Source organism: Pseudomonas sp. TE21394 (assembly GCF_054057835.1).
This window is the reverse complement of sequence record NZ_JBSRZR010000001.1, coordinates 3,758,343-3,779,361: the sequence shown is the minus strand read 5'-3', so window position 1 is coordinate 3,779,361 and position 21,019 is coordinate 3,758,343. Positions and strand designations below refer to the sequence as shown.

15 protein-coding genes are annotated in these 21,019 nt (G+C 64.9%); 5 read left to right on the top strand and 10 right to left on the bottom strand.

The features are described from left to right. Positions 1-153 precede the first annotated feature (153 nt). The 5 genes from ACVWZT_RS17290 (at position 154) to ACVWZT_RS17270 (ending at position 9,131) form a co-directional block, all read left to right on the top strand. Positions 154-3,084, top strand: a complete 2,931-nt coding sequence (locus ACVWZT_RS17290) for an aminotransferase (protein ID WP_457470427.1) — start codon at positions 154-156, stop codon at positions 3,082-3,084. 62 nt (positions 3,085-3,146) lie between these two features. Continuing rightward, positions 3,147-4,052 (top strand): LysR family transcriptional regulator, encoded by a 906-nt coding sequence (locus ACVWZT_RS17285; RefSeq protein WP_296233323.1) that lies wholly within the window; start codon positions 3,147-3,149, stop codon positions 4,050-4,052. Positions 4,053-4,216: 164 nt separating this feature from the next. Next, a complete protein-coding gene (locus ACVWZT_RS17280) occupies positions 4,217-5,182 on the top strand; it encodes a hypothetical protein (RefSeq protein WP_457470425.1) in 966 nt (321 codons plus the stop codon). Further along, positions 5,179-8,361, top strand: coding sequence for a T6SS effector BTH_I2691 family protein (locus ACVWZT_RS17275; protein ID WP_457470423.1), 3,183 nt, complete (start codon positions 5,179-5,181; stop codon positions 8,359-8,361). Before ACVWZT_RS17280 ends, ACVWZT_RS17275 begins: the two co-directional genes overlap by 4 nt. Beyond that, a complete protein-coding gene (locus tag ACVWZT_RS17270) occupies positions 8,361-9,131 on the top strand; it encodes a DUF6708 domain-containing protein (protein WP_457470421.1) in 771 nt (256 codons plus the stop codon). Before ACVWZT_RS17275 ends, ACVWZT_RS17270 begins: the two co-directional genes overlap by 1 nt. A gap of 32 nt (positions 9,132-9,163) precedes the next feature. On the opposite strand, the gene ACVWZT_RS17265 is transcribed toward ACVWZT_RS17270, so the two are convergent. The 10 genes from ACVWZT_RS17265 to ACVWZT_RS17220 all read right to left on the bottom strand — a co-directional run bounded on the left by ACVWZT_RS17265 (position 9,164) and on the right by ACVWZT_RS17220 (position 20,928). Beyond that, positions 9,164-9,859: a response regulator gene (locus ACVWZT_RS17265; protein WP_457470419.1), complete on the bottom strand. Its 696-nt coding sequence runs from the start codon at positions 9,857-9,859 to the stop codon at positions 9,164-9,166. Next, entirely contained in the window at positions 9,856-12,510 is a 2,655-nt protein-coding gene (locus ACVWZT_RS17260) for a DUF4118 domain-containing protein (protein WP_457470418.1), read from the bottom strand. Before ACVWZT_RS17260 ends, ACVWZT_RS17265 begins: the two co-directional genes overlap by 4 nt. 155 nt (positions 12,511-12,665) lie before the next feature. Continuing rightward, on the bottom strand, positions 12,666-13,217 hold the full coding sequence (gene kdpC / locus ACVWZT_RS17255) for a potassium-transporting ATPase subunit KdpC (protein WP_457470417.1): 552 nt from the start codon (positions 13,215-13,217) through the stop codon (positions 12,666-12,668). A 10-nt stretch (positions 13,218-13,227) separates the two neighbouring features. Continuing rightward, on the bottom strand, positions 13,228-15,282 hold the full coding sequence (kdpB, locus tag ACVWZT_RS17250; protein WP_457470415.1) for a potassium-transporting ATPase subunit KdpB: 2,055 nt from the start codon (positions 15,280-15,282) through the stop codon (positions 13,228-13,230). Positions 15,283-15,291: 9 nt separating this feature from the next. Further along, a complete protein-coding gene (gene kdpA / locus ACVWZT_RS17245; protein ID WP_457470413.1) occupies positions 15,292-16,986 on the bottom strand; it encodes a potassium-transporting ATPase subunit KdpA in 1,695 nt (564 codons plus the stop codon). A gap of 9 nt (positions 16,987-16,995) precedes the next feature. Then, complete coding sequence (gene kdpF, locus ACVWZT_RS17240) at positions 16,996-17,085, bottom strand: K(+)-transporting ATPase subunit F (RefSeq protein ID WP_296232311.1); 90 nt, start codon at positions 17,083-17,085, stop codon at positions 16,996-16,998. Positions 17,086-17,323: 238 nt separating this feature from the next. Beyond that, on the bottom strand, positions 17,324-18,373 hold the full coding sequence (locus ACVWZT_RS17235) for an AI-2E family transporter (protein WP_296232310.1): 1,050 nt from the start codon (positions 18,371-18,373) through the stop codon (positions 17,324-17,326). Between the two features lie 11 nt (positions 18,374-18,384). Then, positions 18,385-19,179: a DUF4892 domain-containing protein gene (locus ACVWZT_RS17230; protein ID WP_457470412.1), complete on the bottom strand. Its 795-nt coding sequence runs from the start codon at positions 19,177-19,179 to the stop codon at positions 18,385-18,387. A gap of 109 nt (positions 19,180-19,288) precedes the next feature. Then, a complete protein-coding gene (locus tag ACVWZT_RS17225) occupies positions 19,289-20,143 on the bottom strand; it encodes an alpha/beta hydrolase (protein WP_457470411.1) in 855 nt (284 codons plus the stop codon). Further along, positions 20,140-20,928 carry an alpha/beta fold hydrolase gene (locus ACVWZT_RS17220; RefSeq protein ID WP_457470409.1) on the bottom strand — a complete coding sequence of 263 codons (789 nt, stop codon included), beginning with the start codon at positions 20,926-20,928 and terminating at the stop codon, positions 20,140-20,142. The genes ACVWZT_RS17225 and ACVWZT_RS17220 overlap by 4 nt, the downstream gene beginning before the upstream one ends. Positions 20,929-21,019 lie beyond the last annotated feature (91 nt).

Below are 21,019 nucleotides of genomic sequence, written 5' to 3'. Positions count from 1 at the left end.
CAAAGTATTTGTACAAGTATTGTATAGGTTTTTCGATCAAGGACCGACCGGGTGATGGTGCAGTCATCAGGAAAATTGACGATTATCGTCTTTCATCATCAATCAAAACCCGCATAAATTTTCTACCGTCCTCCCAGCGAACACGGTAGAGCCATGCCCACCCAGCCAGTAACGCCCGCTTCCTCCGTCATTGACATCCTGGCCCAGCGTTCCAGCCTGCCAAACCCGACGCTCGACCCGTGCCAGGCCAACGATCTGCTGCTGGCCCATTACGGGTTTGCCGGCGAACTGTCGGCCATGGGCAGCCAACAAGACCTGAACCTGCGGGTCGACACAGCCCAAGGCAGGTACGTGCTCAAGGCTTGCCACAGCAGCTATGCGCGAGTGGAACTTGAAGCTCAACATGCAGCACTGGCCTACCTGCGCGAACAGGGCCTGCCGGTGCCGGCCGTGCATCCGGCCAACGATGGCCAGGCGTTGCTGGAAGTGAACGTGGACGGCCAGGCCCTGCGCATGCGCCTGCTCGATTACATCGAAGGCGAGCCGCTGACCCGCCTCGGGCACATGCCGACGTACCTGATGGCCGAGCTGGGCGGTCTCTGCGCCAGGCTGGACAAAGCCCTCGCCGGCTTCGACCACCCAGGCCTGGCGCGTACCCTGCAATGGGACCCGCAACATGCCCAGGCCCTGATCCAGCACCTGCTGCCGGTACTGTCCGACCCCGCACGACGCGCGCGTATCGAACAGGCCAGCGCCGTGGCAGCCGGGCATCTGGCCCCGCTGGTCGGGCACCTGCCGGCCCAGGCCGTGCACCTGGACATCACTGACGACAATGCGGTCTGGGCCCGCGACGCTGCGCGCCAATGGCAGCTGCAGGGCGTGATCGATTTCGGCGACCTGTTGCGTACCTGGCGTATCGCCGACCTGTCGGTAACCTGCGCGGCGCTGCTGCACCACGCAGAAGGTGACCCGCTGCGCGTCCTGCCGGCCGTACACGCCTACCAGGCGCTCAACCCACTGAGTGAAGCCGAGCTACGCGCCCTCTGGCCACTGGTGGTCAACCGCGCCGCCGTGCTGGTGCTGAGCAGCGAGCAGCAGCTCAGCGTCGACCCGGACAACCAGTACATCCGCGCCAACATCGCCCATGAATGGGAAATCTTCGACACCGCCACTGCTGTACCTTTCGCGCTGATGGAAGCGGCCATCCTCCAAGCGGCGGGGCTGCAACCTGCCACGCCTGACCTGAGCACCTGCGCGCCCCTGCTCCCGGAGCTGAATGGCCAACCCGTCACTCGCGTAGACCTCGGCGTGCTCAGCGTGCATTACCAGGCGGGCAACTGGGAACAACCAGGCTTCGACCGGCACCTGCTGAGCCTGCAGCCGGCCCCGGCCTGCAGCCTGCACGGCCAGTATCGCCTGTCGCAAACCCATATCGACCGCCCCGAGGAGCCCGCTACCTGCGCCCTCGGCGTCGAATTGCATGTGCCCACGGGCAGCCCTGTGCATGCGCCGGAAAGCGGCACCTGGGAGCGCCACGGCGACAGCCGTGGCTGCCTGCGCAGCACACACTGGACCTTGTGGCTGCAAGGTCTGGAAGGTATCCCCGACGATGGCCAAGTGGTGCAAAAAGGCCAGTCGCTGGGCAGCAGCTGTGGCTTTCTCAGCGTCCAGTTGTGCCTGGACAGCAGCATCCAGCCGCCGTTCTTTGCCACCCCCTCCCATGCGCCAGCCTGGCTGGCCCTGTGCCCATCGCCGGCGGCGCTACTGGGCTTTGACTGCGATGCCGAACCGCTGCCTGACCCGCAGGCCCTGCTGGCCCGCCGCGATGCCAGCTTCGCCCGCTCGCAGAAGCACTACTACGCGCAGCCGCCACATATCGAGCGCGGCTGGCGCAACTACCTGATCGACATGCACGGCCGCTCGTACCTGGACATGCTCAACAACGTCGCCGTGCTGGGCCACGGCCACCCGCGCATGGTCGCCGAATCAGCGCGGCAGTGGTCGCTGCTGAACACCAACTCGCGCTTCCACTACGCGGCCATAACCGAGTTCTCCGAACGCCTGCTGGCGCTGGCTCCCGCAGGCTTCGACCGGGTGTTCATGGTCAACAGCGGCACCGAAGCCAACGACCTGGCCATTCGCCTGGCCTGGGCCTACAGCGGCGGACGCGACATCCTCAGCGTGCTGGAAGCCTACCACGGCTGGTCGGTGGCCACCGATGCCATCTCCACCTCGATCGCCGACAACCCGCAGGCTCTGGAAACCCGTCCGGACTGGGTGCATCCGGTAGAGGCGCCGAACACCTTCCGCGGCCGCTTCCGCGGTGCCGACAGCGCCGCGCAGTACTTGCGCGATGTCGACGCCAAGCTGGCCGACCTCGACACCCGTGGCCGCCAGTTGGCAGGCATCATCTGCGAGCCGGTATATGGCAACGCCGGGGGCATTGCGTTGCCGGCCGGCTACCTGCGCGAAGCCTATGCCAAGGTACGCGCCCGTGGCGGGGTATGCATCGCTGACGAAGTGCAGGTCGGTTATGGCCGCCTGGGCGAGTACTTCTGGGGCTTCGAGGAACAGGGCGTGGTACCCGATATCATCACCATGGCCAAGGGCATGGGCAACGGCCAGCCACTGGGCGTGGTCATCACCCGCCGCGAAATTGCCGAAGCGTTGGAGGCCGAGGGCTACTTCTTCTCCTCGGCCGGCGGTAGCCCGGTCAGCTGCCGCATCGGCATGGCGGTACTGGACGTGATGCAGGAGGAAGGCCTGTGGGACAATGCCCGCGACACCGGGCGCTACTTCAAGGCACGCCTGCAGGCACTGGTAGACAAGCACCCGTTGGCCGGCGCCGCGCATGGCTCGGGCTTCTACCTGGGGCTGGAGCTGGTGCGCGACCGCGAAACGCTCGAACCCGCCACCGAAGAAACCATGGCGCTGTGCGACCGCCTGCGTGACCTGGGCATTTTCATGCAGCCGACCGGCGATTACCTGAATATTCTCAAGATCAAGCCACCGATGTGCACTACCCGGGCAAGCGTCGACTACTTTGTCGACAGCATCGACCGGGTGCTGGGCGAAGGCTTGTAAGGGGCTGTCAAGCGGGCCGGCGAGCAGTCATAATTTCCGGCCCGTTCATCAGGTTTGCCGACATGGCCTTCAGCAGCGACTCCCTGGCTATCTTCCTCGCCGTGCTGGAGGCGGGTTCGTTCTCCGCCGCCGCGCGCAAGCTGGGGCGCGTACCTTCGGCCGTAAGCATGGCGATCGCCCAGCTGGAAGCGGAGCTCGACCTGGTACTGTTCGACCGGGCCACGCGCAAGGCCTTGCCCACCAGTGCCGCCCTGGCACTGGAGCCCCAGGCCAGGCAGGTGATGTGCCAGCTCAACCTGCTCGACGCGCAGGCCCTGCAGCTGCACAAGGGCCTGGAAAAACGCCTGAGCATTGCCATGGCGCCCGAGCTGCAGACCGGCCGCTGGAGCCAACCACTGGAAATCCTCGCCGAGGAATTCCCCAGCCTGGAAATCGAGGTGCGCTCGGCCACCCAGACCGAGGCCATTCGCCTGCTGCATGACGGCAGCGTGCAACTGGCGCTGGTGTTCGAGCGGCCCGGCATCGACGAGCGTGAGTCGTTCCTTGAAGCCGGCAGCCAGTTGCTGGTGGCGGTGGCTTCACCACGCCATCCCGCCGGGCAGAACCGTGGCGCACCGTTACCCGAAGAGGCTTTCGCCGAACAACGGCAGATCATCGTGGCCTCGGGCAAGGCCACCGGCTCGGACCCGCGCATGGTGCTGTCGCGGCGCATCTGGCTGACCGACAGCTACCTGGCCACGCTGGACCTGGTGCAGTCCGGCCTGGGCTGGGCCTACCTGCCGCAGCCGTTGGTAGATCCGCTGATAACTTCGGGTGCGTTGGCGGAAGTGCGCTTCGACAACATGGCCAGCCGCTTGCGCCTGTGGGTCGACATCATCTGGGTCAAGCCGCGCCCGCTGGGGCTGGGTGCGCGGCGCTATCTGGAGGTCATGCGCCAGCTGTTCGAGAAGGAGCCGCCTCGGGCCTGATCGTGGCTGGGTCGGCAGCCTCCAAGACCATTGAAAACGCAAGAAGCGAAACTTCCTACAAGCTTTTGGGACGCCCAAACCTCCTCTGCGAATTGATTCCTCGCTAGTGTTCTGCCCTTCCAGCAGACGCCATTCAAGGTGCACTAGCCGAAAAGGAATTTCACATGCAGAGCCAGGCTGAAACGGCCACTCGCTACCCACAGCGCCTCCATGACTTCGCCACCCGGCAGCGCAGTCCAGAAGAGGCGCTCTATCTTCTGCTCGACCCTTTTGCCGGGTGTCCGCCCGAGCACCCCTTGAGCATTCCCGCCCTCATCGACGCGCTAGGCAGTGAAGCCGTAACCCGTATCGACTGCTCCGGGCTGGTCCAGGACCCGCAATACTGGCCAGCCCTGGTCCAGCTCGCCAAACCTGGCTCAGTGCCCCCAGCGCTGGCCGCACTCAGTGCGACTTGCGCCGTACGTGAGGCAACCGCCACCAGGCACCATGTGTGTGGCTGGCTGCTCAGCGATCAGCCGGCCGAACACATCGCCCGGCATATCAACAAGCAATGCCATGTATTGCACCAACCACCACCGCATGGCCTTACGGCCTGGTTCCAGCCTGTGCGCCTGGCATTGCTGCGCGAAACCATGAAAAACGCAGCCGAGGTGCTCGGGCCCATTCGTAGCTGGTTACACCCGGATGGCAGTGGCAGTTGCACGGTGTTTGAACGGCAACCGCCGCCTGGCGACCTGGTCGTCCCGGAAGTCGCGAGGGCGACCCAGCACGTCGCACCGCAGATCATGCAACTGCTCGTTGCCTGGCAACGCCTGAATGGCATGCGGCAAACCTGGGCTCCCTGGCGCTTCGCAGGCTCGACAGGGTTGCCAGAAAACGCGCCCGCGCATGCCATGAAACTGATCCTCAAGGCCTTCAAGCAGGGCCTGCGCGACCGCGCCGATATCCAGTGCATGTGCCTGCACCTGCTCATGATCCACCCACTGCTCCTGCAGCACCCGACCATCCAGCGCGATGTGGCCCAGGCGGCTGCCGGCGAGCGACGCCTGGCAGTTCGCTTCGCCAGCTACGACGACCGCACCTGGGCACACATCGTCGCGGCTTTGCCGCAGGCAAGGAGTTACTCATGAGCATCAGCAAAGCCATCCACATCGCCATGCAGGAAGAGATTCCCAACACCTACGGGCGCTGTCATTTCTGCGAACGCTCCGGCCTGCCGATCCTGCTGCTGCGCCAAGCCTACGCCCCGCGCCCGGATACCGAGCGCCCCTATCGCCTGGCGGACGACAGCGAGATCACTTTCCACCCGATGCACACCGACCAGTTGCGCCTGCTGCGCCAGGGTTACGTCTACGTGCTGCTCGACCAGGAAATCTGGCAAGCCTACGAGGTTGCGGCAGCCGGGACCCTTAAGCGTTTCCCGGTGTCGCAGATGCCCCTGGCGCCACCCAGGCCAGTGCCCCAGTGGTGCGCCACCGAGGGCCATGACGTCATCGCCTCGTTCATCAACATCGATACCCTGCTCTACCGCAAAGCCTGGATCGCCTTCGCCAACGACCCCTGGCCGCGGGTGGTACTCGACCGCTACCGGCAAGGCATCGCCAGCGGCGACCCGGCCACCCTCGCCCGCTTTGTCGAGGTAGACCTGGACACCGCGCGCAACGACCCCGCCAGCATCGGCATCGCCATGACCGACAGCTTCCGCTTCGGCCTGGAGGATGTGCTGGAGTTCTCGACGTTTTCCTCCGCCAGCTATGCCAGCGTGCATGGCTTCTACAGCCGCCTGGGGCGCTGGCACGAAACCCGCGTCCAGGTGCGCAACGCCATCCAGCGCGAGCAACTGCCCAACGGCATACTGGCGCTGACAGTGCCCGACCCGGTCGGCATGGTGATGGAGCTGAACGCGCAGCGCACGGGCTGGGTACAGCGCCTGCAGGAGTGGCGCGCGCAGCCGCAGCGGCACTTCGAGTACTTCACCTCGCAGGCGCTGTTGGGCATCCGCGAGCTGCACGCCGCCACCGCCGCCGCGCAGGGTGTCGAGGATGCACAGCGCGAGGCGCTAGAGGTCGAGCAATGGAACCACAGCGCGCTGGCCGGCAAGGCGCCTCTGCCGTCGGTGGACATCGAGGCAAGGAGCGAACGCAACATCGCGCGCAAACAGCAGGAAGCCCGCGAGCGCCTGGAAGAGCGTTATGACGAAAGCGCCCGCGCCGCGTTCCAGGCCGATTACGACCGCGAGCTGAAGCGCTGGCAGTCGATGATCGACCAGGTTGGCGAGCTGTATGCACGGCACTGCGCCGCGCGCGCATTTCAACAAATCGGTTACTTCGACTATGACGCGGCAGACCCTGTTTCGGTCGAATATTTCATCCAGATGATGGCGGCCTGCCTGGCCGGTGGCCCTACTGAAGCCCTGCCCGAGCAAGGCCAGCCGCTCGGGATGACCCAGCACGTCTGGCAGCAACTGCTGGAAGATGATCAGAGCCTGCTGTACCAGGCACTGCTGGCCAAGCACCAGGGGCTGATGCAGCAAGTGGTCGCTGCGCTGTCCGGGGACGACTTCGGCAAGGTGCACGACATCATCAAGGGCATCGCCGGGACGGCCGACGGCCAGCTGTTGATGATCAAGCCGATCCAGGATGCCGTCGGCCAGTTGCTGGCCGCGACCAACAGTGCGGGAAATGCGCTTGGCCAGCACCTCAGTGAACGGACCAGGACGCTGATCGGCCACGTGCATCGCTCGGCATTCGCGCTGTTCGCCGGGCAGCAGGTGACCCCGTTCAGGCTCTCGCTGACCCTGGGCGAATACATGAGCCTGCTCGACGAGGCCGTGCAGGCCCGCACCGAGGCGTTCTTGCAGCAGGTCGACCAGCAGTTTCGCGATCCCCTGGGGCGCAAGGTGCGGGCCATGGTGCTGAGCGGGGCGATCAATATCGCCGCGCCGGGTAATCGCAACCAGATGATCGAAGTGATGCTGTGGACGTTCGAAAGCGCCGAGAGTTTGCAGGCGCGGCTGGTACAGCTGCGGGAGGGAGCAGCCGGTGGTGTCGGGGCGCTGGTACGGAATATCGCGATAGGTGCAGGTACGCTGCGTACACAGGTCACGGATGGCTTGAAGATCAGTTCACTGGCCGCGCAAAGCGTGGCCAGCGACGCCATGCGCAGCCTGCGCGATGCCGCCGCCAGTGGCGGCAGCGTCGGCCTGCTGTTTGCCCTGGGCAGCCTGTGGTTTCATCAGGACAGCCTGGGCAGGAACTATCGGGCATTGCAGGAAACGCATCAGAACAACCCGGAAGCGCTGGCGGCGATCTGGTCTTCGTCGCTTGGATTGTTGGGGGCCAATGTTGAAGTGGCTGGGGGTGTTGTCGCCGTAGTACGCCCGAAGATACCGTGGCCGGGAATGGTAACAACAGCTTCACTGGGAAGGGAGCTGGCCAGGTATGGTGGGGCCATTACCGCGCTCGCCAATGCCATGGATGCCGTGCAATACGTTAGTGCGTATATGCGGACCAATCGTCAAGGAGATGAAGCTTCGGCCGATAGTTACCAGCGTGCGGCCGGACTCGCAGCATTCTCCGCAGGTTTTGGCGTTTACGCGGCGCTATTCGCAAACACATTACTTGGCCCCTTAGGTATTGCGATCATCCTTGGCGTGGCAGCCTACACAATCGCGACATATGCTAAAAACCAAGAATCTTCACTATTGGAACTCTGGTCCCGACACTGCAGATGGGGAACACCAGAAGAACATCGTCGCTGGATAAAACCAAAAGACATGGACATTTCTATCGCCGCACTGAATGCCGCAGCCCTCGGTGTTGAGGCTTATGTCTCGATTGAAACCAGATTTCAAATATCTCACATCACTCAAACAGCAAACGAAACTGGAGCCTTGATCAGCGATGACGCTGCTGTTGCGGCAGGTTACCATCTCGACTTGAACATAATTTTGCCAAATTTCAGAAACGAATCCGCGCAGTACGAATGGTACTTGTCAGTGCATACCGCGGGCCATAACCAAGAACCATTTCGACTCATCGGCAACGATTCAAACCCTAAAACAATTGAATACAGACCGGAAGAAACAGAAAGAACCTTTGCGAATCCTGCAAGCGCAGCCGACTGCATAATCAAAAAAATCCAAAATGAAAACTTATACATTACCGGTTCCATTCCCCTGCTGGAGAACCATAGCGCAATAGCGATTGAACTGACACTCACTTATTGGCCCGATAAACACGACCGGTCAGGTTACGCTAAGGTGATTGCAAAAGAAAACAACTTAACCTCCGTAAGGAGCTTATTTTAATGTCTCGCCCGATGCTTAATCCGCCCTGTATAGGCTGGAAGGAAGACCTTCCTCACCCCGACATCCCCGCTACAATAGAAGCCAGCCTGGGTGATCAGACCCCAAACCATCAGGACTCTATTTACCTTGAGGTACCTAGAACCCTTGGCTGGGCGAGAGAAATAATGGCTTTCTCTTCAATACCAAGTATCATGTTCACCGTTTCTCAGCCCACCCTTTTAAAAAATAGCCTTGAACGCCAGAATATCGAGCTAATATTTATAGATGTTTTGATACTCCTCTGCGGAATATGGGCATCTGCCTTTTTCGTCCGAATAAGCCTATCTCCCCCCCGAGACGAACCGCTGCGCTTTAACCGGGCACGAAAAAAAATCTATGCGTACAACTTCAAGTACTGTTGGTGGAAGCCCTTCGGAATCTGGGAAGTCGAGACAGTTTGCTACGACTGGTCCCAGGTCCGTGCCGAACGCTGGTCACAAACCGGCGTCCTGTCAAATGGCGGGGCCATTTACAAATGGGGCGTCATGCTGTCTATCGTCGCACCGGGTACGAACAACGTCATCGACCGGTTTCGCCTGAGTACGATGGGTGCTGACCAACATGCCTGGGCCTACATCTGCACCTACATGCAGCAAGGCCCCTGCGCCCTGCCACCACCCGGGGAACCCAAGGACCATAACGATGTGCTCTGGTGTGAATGCGCCCTGCGCCTGGCGCCCAAAGTGGTGTGGCCAGCTGAAATGGATCTGGAATCGAGAACAGCACCCTGACCTCGGCAGGTCACTGGCAGTGTTCCGCGCAATCATGCGGCAGGTGCCACCAACCTATACCCCACCCCCGCCTCGGTGATGATGAACCGTGGCGCGGTAGGATCATCGCCCAGCTTCTGCCGCAAGTGCCCCACCACGATCCGCAGGTAATGGCTGTCATCCACGTGGGTCGGCCCCCAGATATCCTTGAGCAGCTGCTGCTGGGTAATCACCCGCCCGGGGTGCCCAGCCAGTTGCGCCAGCAGTGCATATTCCTTGCGCGTCAATGCCACCTCCACCCCGTCCAGGGTCACCCGGCGAAAGGCGAAGTCCACGGTCAGTGGCCCAAAGCTGGCGGCGACTTCCGAGCCGCCGGCCTGCGGCACCTGGCGTAGCAAGGCCCGCACCCGGGCGAGGAATTCCTGGATACCGAACGGCTTGGTCACATAGTCATTGGCACCGCCATCCAGCGCATCGACCTTCTGCACTTCACTGGCGCGCACCGACAACACCAGCACCGGCACCGCGCTCCATTCACGCAGCTCGCGCAGCACCTGCTGGCCGTCCATGTCCGGCAAACCGAGGTCGAGCACCACCAGGTCGGGTTTGCCCAGCGCCGCCTGGGCCAGCCCTTCGCTGCCGGTGGCGGCCTCGAGCACCTTGTAACCCTGCGAGGCCAGGCTGATGCGCAGGAACTTGCGGATCTGCGGTTCATCGTCGATGACCAGCAGGGTAGCGGAGTGACTCATGGGGTTTCGCTTTCGGCTTCAGGTTGAGGGGGCAGCGGCAAGCATAGAGTGATGCAGGTGCCCTGGCCATCGATGCCTTCGCCAACCTGGATCTGGCCACCGTGCGCGCCGATCATGCCCTGGCAGATGGCCAGACCCAGGCCGGTGCCCTGCCCGCCACGGTCACCGCGGGCGGCGGTGTAGAACATGTCGAAGATCTTGTCGCGGTCGGCTAGCGGAATGCCCGGGCCCTGGTCGCTGACGGCGAAGCATAACCGGTTCTCGCGCACCGACACCTGCAGTTGCAACCGGCCATTGGCGGGAGAGAAGCGCGCGGCATTTTCCAGCACATTGACCAGCGCCTGTTCGATCAGCGCCGCATGCACGAACAGCAACGGCAGCTCGGCGGGGACATCGGTGTGCACGCGCAACGGTGCCAGCACCACGCGCAGGCGGTTGAGTGCGCTGCCGACGATGTCGGCCGGGGCCACCCAGTCACGTGCCAGCTTGAGGCCGCCATGGCCCAGGCGGGTCATGTCCAGCAGGTTCTGGATATAGCGGTCGAGGCGCTCCGCCTCATTGCGGGTGCCCTCCAGCAGTTCGCGGCGGTCTGCGAGCGGGATCGCTTCGCCCAGCGCCAGCAGGCTGTCGATGCTGCCGCGCATGGCCGTCAACGGGGTACGCAGGTCGTGCGACACCGATGCCAGCAAGGCGCTGCGCAGCTGCTCGGTTTCGCCATGCAGGCGTGCAGCCTCCAGCTGTTCGGCCAGGCGCGCGCGGGCCAGGGCCTGGGCCAGCGGCTGGCCAAGGGCAGCCAACAAGCGCCGACGCGGATCGCTGAGCGGCTGACCGGAACGTGAGCGCACGCCGAGCAAGGCCAGGGGCTGTTCATCCACCGCCAGCGGCCACCACCACCAGCGGCCATTGGGCAGGGTATCGCTGCCATGGCCGGCGGCCTGGCCATGCTGCCAGGCCCATTCGGCCGCGGCGCGTTCGTTGTCGCTGAAGGCATGGGCGATGCCGCTGGCCACCTGCAGCTGACCTTCGGCATTGCGCTCCAGCAGGCATACCTGCGCATCCTGCCAACCGTCCAGGTACTGCGCGGCGGCGTTGAGCACTGCCTGGCGGTCGGTGGCCACCGTCAGCCGGCGCGACAGGTCGAGCAACTGGCTGGTCTGCGCCTGGGTCTCGCGCAGCGCCTGCAACTGGCGGCGCTGGCGCGCGGCCAGGTTGCCGGTGAGGGCGGCCATCAGCAGGAAGAACAGCAACGTCAGCACGTCTTCTTCGCGCTGGATGGTGAACGAGAAGTTGGGCGGGATGAACAGGAAATCGTAGCTCAGGAACGACAGCGCGGCACAGGCCAGGGCAGGCCCGAGGCTGCTGCGCACTGCCACCAGCAACACGGCGGCGAGGAATACCAGCGAGATATTGGGCAGCGCCAGCACGCTCGACACCGCCCAGGCCAGGCCCGCCGCCAGGATGGTCGCCAGCAATGCCAGCAGGTAATGGCGCCAGACCCACACCTGCCGCACCGCCAGACGCGGCGCCTGCGGCTGCACGTCACGGTCGAGCACGTTGATTTCCAGGCCATGGCTGTCCCGCAGCAGGCGCGCGGCCACACCGGCGCCGAACAGGCGTCGGCGCAAGCGGTTGCGCGACTGCCCGACCAGCACCAGGTTGGCGCGCCGCTCGGCGGCATGCTGGATCAATGTGGCCGCCACTTCGCCGGCGCGCAACAGCACCACTTCCCCACCCAGGCGCTCGGCCAGTTGCTGGGCCGCCAACAGGCGCTGCCGCGCGGTTTCGTCGCGCAGACGGCCGTTGTCGACGTGCACCAGGCTCCACGGCAGGTGGCGGCGCTGCGCCACCCGGCTGGCATGGCGCACCAGGCGTTCGGCCTGGTCGTCGCCATCCACCCCCACCAGCAGGCGCCCGCGCAGCGCCGGAGCCTCCTGCCCGCGTTGGCGATAGCCGTGCGCCAGGTCGGCATCCACCTGCGCAGCGGCAGTCTGCATGGCCAGCTCCCGCAAGGCGGTGAGGTTGGTTTGCGAGAAGAACGCGTCGATGGCGGCACGCGCCTGTTCGGGCACGTACACCTTGCCTTCGCGCAGGCGCTCGAGCAGTTCACGCGGCGGCAGGTCGATCAGCACCAGCTCGAAGGCTTCCTGCAGCACCCAATCCGGCAGGGTTTCGCGCACTTGCACGCCGGTGATGTCACGGACCTTGTCGTTGAGGCTTTCCAGGTGCTGGACGTTGACCGTGGTGTATACGTTTATGCCGGCGGCCAGCAGCTCCTGAACGTCCTGCCAGCGCTTGGCGTGGCGACTGCCGGGCGCGTTGGTGTGCGCCAGTTCGTCGACCAGTACCAGGGCCGGCGCGGCCTTCAGCAGACCATCAAGGTCCATTTCCTCGAGGGTGACGCCGCGATACTGGCTGCGCAGCAAGGGCTGCTGGTGCAGGCCGCCGAGCAGCGCCTCGGTTTCGGCGCGGCCATGGGTTTCGACCACCCCGGCCAACACCTGCACGCCCTGGCGTTGCTGGGCGTGGGCGGCCTGGAGCATGGCGAAGGTCTTGCCGACGCCGGGGGCGGCACCGAGGAACACCTTCAGCCGGCCCCGACCAGTTTGCGGGAGGGTCGCCAACAGCGCATCTGCGCGGGTGGAGTCACTCATCTTTCATCCTTTGCTATTTCCAGCAAGCAGCAAATCCAGGGACAAACACGTACCTGTGGGAGGGGGTTCACCCGCGAATGCAGTAGTAGCGCCACCGACGCATTCGCGGGTAAACCCGCTCCCACAGGGCCCCTGCTGGCCCCTCAAGTCATCTATCAGTGGCTGAGGTTTGCCAACGCCTGGTTCAACGCCAGCACATTGACCACTGGCGGGCCAATCAATGGGTGCAGGGTGGCCTCTTCGAGCAAGCCTTGCAAGCGCTCTACCGGCAGTTGCCGCGCCGCCGCCACCCGTGGAATCTGGTAGGCCACGGCCTCCGGTGGCAGGTGCGGGTCGAGGCCACTGCCCGAAGTGGTCAGCAGTGCCAGAGGCACCGCTCCCTGCTGTGCCTGATACTGCGCTGCCGCATCACCCTTGACGCGCTCGGCCAGCGCCGGGTTGCTCGGCGACAGGTTGCTGGCACTGCTGGCCACGGTGGCGAAGGCACCTGCCGAAGGGCGCGAATGGAACCAGCCATCGCCCCGGAAATCCTGGGCGATCAGCGCAGAACCGCGCACCTGGCCCTGGTCATCGCGCACCAGGCTGCCGTTGGCCTGGCTGGGGAATGCCAGCTGGGCAATCCCGGTCACCGCCAGCGGATACAGCGCGCCAGTCAGCAGGGTCATCAACAAGGCCAGGCTCAACGCCGGGCGGACATAAGCATTCATGGCGGCCTCCTCAGACCAGGTGCAGGGCGTTGAGCAGCAGGTCGATCAGCTTGATCCCGGCAAACGGCACGACGATGCCGCCCAGCCCGTAGATCAGCAAATTGCGCCGCAGCAGGTGCGCCGCACTGGCGGCCTGCACCCGTACGCCGCGCAGCGCCAGCGGGATCAGCACGATGATGATCAGCGCATTGAACACGATGGCCGAGAGGATCGCGCTCTGCGGGCTGGCCAACTGCATCAGGTTGAGCACGCCCAGCTGCGGGTAGATGGTGGCGAACAGCGCCGGCAGGATGGCGAAGTACTTGGCCACGTCGTTGGCGATGGAGAAGGTGGTCAGCGCACCGCGGGTGACCAGCAGCTCCTTGCCGACCTGAACCACATCCAGCAGCTTGGTGGGGTCGCTGTCCAGGTCGACCATGTTGGCCGCCTCGCGCGCAGCCTGGGTACCGTCGTTCATGGCCATGCCAACGTCAGCCTGGGCCAGTGCCGGGGCGTCGTTGGCGCCGTCACCGCACATGGCCACCAGGCGGCCGTCGTTCTGCTCCTGGCGGATGCGGGCCAGCTTCTTCTCCGGCGTGGCCTCGGCCAGCACGTCATCCACGCCGGCCTCGGCGGCAATGGCGGCAGCGGTCAGCGGGTTGTCGCCGGTCACCATGACCGTGCGGATGCCCAGCTTGCGCAACTCGGCGAAGCGCTCGCGAATGCCGGGCTTGACCACGTCCTTGAGGTGGATCACGCCGAGCAGGCGCTTGTCCAGGCACACCAGCAAGGGCGTGCCGCCGCTCTGGGCGATGCGCTCCACTTCACGGGCCAGCGCTGGCGGCATGTCCAGGCGTTGCATGCCGACGAACGCCAGCACGGCATCGACAGCGCCCTTGCGGTAACGGCGCTGCTGGAAGTCGATGCCCGACAGGCGCGTCTCGGCGCTGAACGCCACGGCCTCGAATTGCCCGGCGGCCGGTTCGATGAAGTCGTGCAGTTGGCGCAGGTAGTCGACGATCGACTTGCCCTCGGCGGTGTCGTCGGCCAGCGACGCCAGCAAGGCGCCCTCCCCCAGCTCACGGGCGGTGATGCCCGGTGCGGTATGCAGCGCGCTGCAGCGGCGGTTGCCGAAGGTGATGGTGCCGGTCTTGTCGAGCATCAGCGTGTGCACGTCACCCGCCGCTTCCACTGCACGCCCCGAGCGGGCGATCACGTTCAGCCGCACCAGCCGGTCCATGCCGGCGATGCCGATGGCCGACAACAGGCCGCCGATAGTGGTGGGAATCAGTGTCACCAGCAACGCGGCGAGGAAAATCAGCGGCAGGCTGCCACTGGCGAAGCGGGCGAACGGCTGCAAGGTCACCACCACGATCAGGAAGATCAGGGTCAGGCCGATCAGCAGGATGTCGAGGGCGATCTCGTTCGGGGTCTTCTGCCGCTTGGCGCCCTCGACCAGGGCAATCATGCGGTCGAGGGTCGACTCGCCCGGGTTGCTGGTGATACGGATCAACAGCCAGTCGGAGACCAGCCGGGTATTGCCGGTCACTGCCGAGCGGTCGCCACCGGACTCACGGATCACTGGTGCCGACTCGCCGGTAATGGCGGCCTCGTTGACCGCAGCGATACCTTCGAGCACCTCGCCATCACCGGGGATCATCTCGCCGGCCTCCACACGCACCACATCGTCCTTGCGCAGCGCGCTGGCCGCGACGGTTTCGTAGCTGCCGTCGCGCTTGCGCCGTTGCGCAGTCAGCCCCTGGCTACCGGCCTTGAGGCTGTCGGCGCGGGCCTTGCCACGGCCTTCGGCCAGGGCTTCGGCGAAGTTGGCGAACAACACCGTGAACCATAGCCACAGGGCGATCTGCACGGCCACCCCGGTGCTGACGCCATTGCCGGGCAGCGCGCACAGGACGGTGGTCAGTAATGCCGTCAGGGCGACCACCAGCATCACCGGCGAGCGCTTGAGCTGTCGCGGGTCGAGCTTGACGAATGCCTGCACCAGCGCCGCACGCCACAGCGAGGCGAAGCGGGTCTGGTCCTTGGCACTGTGACGGGTTTGTACTTCAGGAATGGGCATGTTCATGGTCGATCCTCAAAAACCCAGGCTCAGGTATTCGGCGATTGGCCCTAGGGCCAGGGCCGGCAGGAAGGTCAAGCCGCCGACCAGCAGGATGGTCGCCAGCAGCAGGCCGATGAACAGCGGGCCATGGGTGGGGAAGCTGTTCAGCCCCTGGGGTGCGCTTTTCTTCGCGGCCAGGCTGCCGGCCAGGGCCAGCACCGGCAGGATGTAGCCAAAGCGGCCGATGAGCATGGCCAGGCCGATCATCAGGTTGTGGAACACCGTGCCGGCGCCGAAGCCGGCAAAGGCCGAGCCGTTGTTGGCGGCTCCCGAGGTGTAGGCGTACAGCAACTGGCTGAAACCATGCGCACCGGGGTTGCTCACCGCGGCCGCCGGGCCAGGCAGGCTGGCGGCGATGGCACCGAGCACCAGTACGCCGACCGGCATCACCAGCAGGGTCGCCACCAGCAGTTGTACCTCGCGGGCCTGCAACTTCTTGCCCAGGTATTCCGGGGTGCGGCCAATCATCAGCCCGGCCAGGAACACCGCGATCAACACGAACAGCAGCATGCCGTACAGCCCCGCACCGACGCCGCCGAAAATCACTTCGCCGACCATCATGTTGACCATCGCCACCATCCCGGTGAGGGGGTTGAGGCTGTCGTGCATGGCATTGACCGAACCGTTGGAGGCCGCTGTGGTAGTCACCGTCCACAGCACCGAACCGGTAGTGCCAAAGCGGCTTTCCTTGCCCTCCAGCGGCGCACTCTGCTGTACCTGCGCGCTGTCCAGGGCCGGGTTGGGCTGGTACTCGGACCACAACGCCGTGCCACCGCCGATCAGGAACAGGGCCAGCATGCACGCGAGGATGGCGCGACTCTGGCGCAGGTCCTTCACGTAGTGGCCGAAGGTGAACACCAGCGCCGCCGGAATGAGGATGATCGACGCTACCTCGAACAGGTTGCTCCAGGCTGTAGGGTTCTCGAACGGGTGCGCCGAGTTGACACCGAAGAAGCCACCGCCGTTGGTACCCAGTTGCTTGATGGCGATCTGGCTGGCCGCCGGGCCCAGCGGGATGGTCTGCTCGGTGCCTTGCAGGGTGATTGCATGAACGTAATCGGCCAGGGTCTGCGGCACGCCCTGCCACACCAGCAGCAGCGCCAGCAGCAGGCACAGCGGCAGCAGGCCGTAGAGGGTGGCACGGGTCATGTCGACCCAGAAGTTGCCCAACGTCGTCGCGCTGCGCCGGGCGATGCCACGGCACAGGGCGACCAGCACGGCCAGGCCGGTGGCGGCGCTGACGAAGTTCTGCACGGTCAGGCCGAGCATCTGGCTCAGGTAGCTGACCGACGCCTCACCGCTGTAGGCCTGCCAGTTGGTGTTGGTGACGAAGCTGACAGCGGTGTTGAACGCCAGCGACCATTCCTGGCCGGGCAGGTGCTGCGGATTCAACGGCAGGTAGCCCTGCAGCAGCAAGACGGCGAACAGCAGCAGGAACCCGGCCAGGTTGAAGGCCAGCAGGGCCAGGCTGTACTGCTGCCAGTTCTGTTCCTGGCTGCTGCGCACCCCCGCCAGGCGGTAGCAGGCCTGCTCGACCGGGCCGAGCACAGGTGATAGCCAGGTCCGCTGGCCTTCCATGACCTTGTAGTAGAACCGGCCCAGTAAAGGTGCCGGCACCAGCACCAGGGCGAAGAACGCCACCAGCAGTGCGAAATCGTAACTGTGCATGGCCGCTCCCTAGCTGCGATCGGCGCGCAGCAGCGCCACCAGCAGATAAAACGCCAATGCCATTGCCAGCAGCAGTGACAGCCCGTCGAGCACGTTCATGTGTCATTCTCCCCGTGGTGCGGCTTGGGCCGCTTTGGGGAAATTGTCCGAGGGAGGGGTGTAAAGGGGCGAGATCGAGGGGTGGGGATGGGAATAAAGAACGCGTAAAAATCAGGGGTTGAGGTTGCCTGAACCGGCCTCTTCGCGGGTAAACCCGCTCCCACAGGAGCTGCACCAGGGGCAAGGCCTGTGCTGCACCTGTGGGAGCGGGTTTACCCGCGAAGAGGCCAGTTACAGGCTACCGCTGGGGCTGCTGCTCGGCGTTGCGGCTCCAGTCCAGCAGCAGGCTGTAGCCGACCGCCAGCAAGGTCGGCCCGATGAACAGCCCGATGAAGCCAAAGGCGATCAAGCCGCCAAACACCCCCAGCAGCACGATCACCAGCGGCAGGTTACCGCCCCGGCTGATCAGGTAGGGTTTGAGCACGTTGTCCACGCCACTGATAACGAAGGTGCCCCAGACGCCCAGGAATACCGCCATGCCGTATTCGCCCTTCCACACCAGCCAGGCGGTGGCCGGGATCCAGGCCAAGGGCGGCCCCATGGGGATCAGGCTGAGCATGAAGGTTACCAGGCCCAGCACGATGGCGCCGGGGACACCGGCGATCAGGAAGCCGATCAAGGCCAGCACGGCCTGCGCCGCAGCCGTGCCGATCACGCCGTTGACCACCCGCTGCACCGTGCCGGCGACCAGCTCCAGGTAATACTCGCCGCGCTCGCCCACCAGGCGGTGCAGCAAGCGCAGGACGAACGCCGACAAACGCGGGCCGTCGCGGTAGAAGAAGAACACGAACACCAGGCTCAGGGTCAGCTCCAGCACGCCACTGCCGATTTGCGCACTGCGCGCCAGCAACCAGTTACCCACCTGCCCCAGGTGCGGCTTGATCGAAGCCAGCAAGGCCGCGCCCTGCTGGTCCAGCGACTGCCACCAGCTGACCAGGCGTTCGCCCACCAACGGGATGCCACCCAGCCAGGCCGGTGCATCGGGCAGGCCATCGACCTGCACATCACGGACAAACGCCGTGGCATCGCGAATGTGGTCGGCCAGGTTGAACCCCAGCCACACCAGCGGCAGGGCCACGATCAGGATCCAGGCGCCGGTGAGCAGGCTGGCGGCCAGGGTTTCGCGCCCGCCCAGCACGCGGGTAAGCAAACGCATCAGCGGCCAGCTGGCAAAGGCCAGGATGGCCCCCCACAACAGCGCCGAAATGAACGGTGCCATCACCCAAAGGCCGGCACCCAGCAGTGCCAGCAGCAGAATCTGGATCAACAGGCGGTCATTGTTAACCATGGCGCGCTCATTCAACGGATCAGTTCAAGGTGCAAACCTTCGCCAGGCGCGCCACCGACCTCGAGACGGCCGCTACGCACTCCCGCCTTGACCAGCGCTTCACGCCAGGCTTCAGCCTGGGGGCCACTGAGGCTGGCACGCAGGGTGCTGTCGAGGTTCAAGCTGCGCGCCAGCAGGTCTGCCCAGGTGTCTTGCGGCGCCGCGAGGTCAGGGTAGTCGAGCTTGCCGGTGTCGCGCATTTCCCGCAGCACCGTGGCGGCAGTCGGCAGCAGTACGCCCAGCGGGCTGCCGGCGACGAACTCTTCCACGTGCAGGTAGGCACGGCGGTTGCCGCGGGTAACGCTGTACAGCGCGACCAGGGTGTCGGCCTGCTGCGCCGAGCGGCGCAGCAGGATGAATGCCTGTTGCTCGTCGCCGCCGTTGAGGCGGGCATTGCCGAATACATCGTTGGCCCACAGGCTGGCTTCGCCGCAATCGCGGCCCTGGCACCAGAACAGCGGGTAACCACCCTCGCGCTGCAGCGCTTCGCGCGCGCTGGTGAACGCTTCGCGGGCGGTGCGCTCGACTGGCAGCTCGTAGGTGACCGAGCTGACCTGGCCACGGCCTTCGACCTTGTTTTCGACCCGCAGGCGGCCGCTGATCTTGCGCAGTGGGCCCATCGGGTAGACGCGCTCCTGCTCCACGGCCGGGCGTTGCTCGACCACCTTGGCGTCCTCCGGTACCGGCAGACTGCCGCCCCATGACACAGGGCTGACGAACACTAGGCAAGCCACGAGGGCAAAACGAATGGCAACAGGCGCGCTCATCGGCGACCCAGGCGGCGCTCAGCGCCGAGGTGAAGCTCCAGGATGTCTGGCAATTGCATGGTTGTCTCCCTGTTCAACCCGCCAAGCCTCGACAGTTGTCCGCTGCAAGTCAAGCAAAGCCAAAGAAGCGATTGAAACAGTCTGCGACAAGCGCCGCGCCCTGCTCATCGTTGAGGTGCAGGTGATGGCCACCGGGCAACCTCACCTGTTCAAAGGGTAGCTGCTGCAGCAACGCGGTGTGACGTGCCAGCATGCCATCGGCGGCCACGACCAGGCACGCCGGACAACTTATCCGGCGCACATGGGCCATGGCCTGGGTTTCACTCAGGCGCAGCGGCGATGGCAGGGTCAGGCGGGTGTCGCTGCGCCAGCTGTAACCGCCCGGCACCGGCATCAGGCCGCGCTGGGCCAGCAGCTCAGCTGCCTCGCGACTGACCGCGACCATGCCCTTCATGCGCGCCTCTACGCCCTGCTCGAGCGTCGTGTACACCGACTTGCGCTTGTCGTCCAGGCGCAGCTGGGCCTGCAGGGCCATGCCCAGGCGCTCGGCGGCGTCCTGCTCGGCACCGGTCGGGGGGATGACACCATCGATCAAGGCCAGGTGGCTGACCCGCTCTGGCAACGCGCCAGCCAGTTGTACCGAAATGATTGCCCCCAGCGAATGGCCGAGCAGGGCGAAACGTTGCCAGCCCAGTTGCCCGGCTACCCGCAGCACGTCATGGGCGTAATCGGCCAGGGCATAGCCGGCGCCGGGCGGGCGGTGCTCCGAGTAGCCATGCCCGGCCAGGTCCAAGGCGACGATGCGCAGGCCTTGCAGGCGTGGTGCCAGGCGGGCGAAGCTGTTGGCGTTGTCGAGCCAGCCATGCAGGGCGATCACCGGCAGGCCATCTTCCGGGCCGAAGAGGTGCGCCGCCAGTTCGATGTGGCCCAGGCTCAGGCGGATTTCCTCGACCTGCGTGCTCATGCCTGGCTCCAGCGGTCGAACAGGCCTTTGATCAGGCTGGCGGTGTCGGTTGGCCGCTCCAGGGGGAACATGTGCCCTCCCGGCACGCTGTGGTATTCGCCCTTGGGCATGCTGCGTACGGCCAGCGCATGGTGACGGCGAATGACCTTGCTGCGCTCGCCACGAACCATGGCCAGTGGCACCTGCAAGTGCCGCGCAGGCGCAGGGCTGGTATGCGGGATGCTACGGTAGATGCTGATTTCGGTAGCGACGTCGAAGCGCAGTTGCAACCCCTGCGGCACCGCTTGCAGACCATGCTCGACATACGCATCCAGGCAATCGGGGTCAAAATGGCGAAACAGTGACTTGCCAGCAAAATAGGCGCGGGCGCTGTTACGGTCGCCGAAGATTTCGCGGCGTCCCAAGGTTCGGCCAGCCGGGGTGATACGGTCGATGAAGCCGAAGCGCTTGGCGGTGCGCAGCAGCCACTGGTCGGCGCCGGTGAGTACTGGCGAGTCGAGCATCACCACACCCCGGTAGTACTCCGGGCAGCGCAGGGCCGCATGCAGGTGCAGCACACCGCCCAGCGAATGGCCCACACCCCATACTGGCTGGCCCTGCCGGGCCAGGTGGTGCAACAGCTCATCGACCAGCCCTTGCCAGTTGTCGTCAACCGGGAAGCGCGGATCGTGCCCGTGCTGGGCCAGGTGCTGCACCTGGTAGTCCGGTGCCAGCGCCGCGAACAGTTTGCCGTAGGTGGCCGAGGGGAAACCGTTGGCATGGGCGAAGAAGATCTGCTGCGACATGGCGCCACATCCGGATGGGAATGATGGCCCATTGTCGGCATCGACGGAAGGTTCGGCAACATCCGGAAAGGTCATCGACGAGGGCTATCAG

Bases quoted from the DNA above. Each gene is read 5' to 3' on its own strand.
- ACVWZT_RS17290 (WP_457470427.1), top strand. From the start codon at position 154: ATGCCCACCCAGCCAGTAACGCCCGCTTCCTCCGTCATTGACATCCTG.
- ACVWZT_RS17285 (WP_296233323.1), top strand. From the start codon at position 3,147: ATGGCCTTCAGCAGCGACTCCCTGGCTATCTTCCTCGCCGTGCTGGAG.
- ACVWZT_RS17280 (WP_457470425.1), top strand. From the start codon at position 4,217: ATGCAGAGCCAGGCTGAAACGGCCACTCGCTACCCACAGCGCCTCCAT.
- ACVWZT_RS17275 (WP_457470423.1), top strand. From the start codon at position 5,179: ATGAGCATCAGCAAAGCCATCCACATCGCCATGCAGGAAGAGATTCCC.
- ACVWZT_RS17270 (WP_457470421.1), top strand. From the start codon at position 8,361: ATGTCTCGCCCGATGCTTAATCCGCCCTGTATAGGCTGGAAGGAAGAC.
- ACVWZT_RS17265 (WP_457470419.1), bottom strand. From the start codon at position 9,859: ATGAGTCACTCCGCTACCCTGCTGGTCATCGACGATGAACCGCAGATC.
- ACVWZT_RS17260 (WP_457470418.1), bottom strand. From the start codon at position 12,510: ATGAGTGACTCCACCCGCGCAGATGCGCTGTTGGCGACCCTCCCGCAA.
- kdpC (WP_457470417.1), bottom strand. From the start codon at position 13,217: ATGAATGCTTATGTCCGCCCGGCGTTGAGCCTGGCCTTGTTGATGACC.
- kdpB (WP_457470415.1), bottom strand. From the start codon at position 15,282: ATGAACATGCCCATTCCTGAAGTACAAACCCGTCACAGTGCCAAGGAC.
- kdpA (WP_457470413.1), bottom strand. From the start codon at position 16,986: ATGCACAGTTACGATTTCGCACTGCTGGTGGCGTTCTTCGCCCTGGTG.
- kdpF (WP_296232311.1), bottom strand. From the start codon at position 17,085: ATGAACGTGCTCGACGGGCTGTCACTGCTGCTGGCAATGGCATTGGCG.
- ACVWZT_RS17235 (WP_296232310.1), bottom strand. From the start codon at position 18,373: ATGGTTAACAATGACCGCCTGTTGATCCAGATTCTGCTGCTGGCACTG.
- ACVWZT_RS17230 (WP_457470412.1), bottom strand. From the start codon at position 19,179: ATGAGCGCGCCTGTTGCCATTCGTTTTGCCCTCGTGGCTTGCCTAGTG.
- ACVWZT_RS17225 (WP_457470411.1), bottom strand. From the start codon at position 20,143: ATGAGCACGCAGGTCGAGGAAATCCGCCTGAGCCTGGGCCACATCGAA.
- ACVWZT_RS17220 (WP_457470409.1), bottom strand. From the start codon at position 20,928: ATGTCGCAGCAGATCTTCTTCGCCCATGCCAACGGTTTCCCCTCGGCC.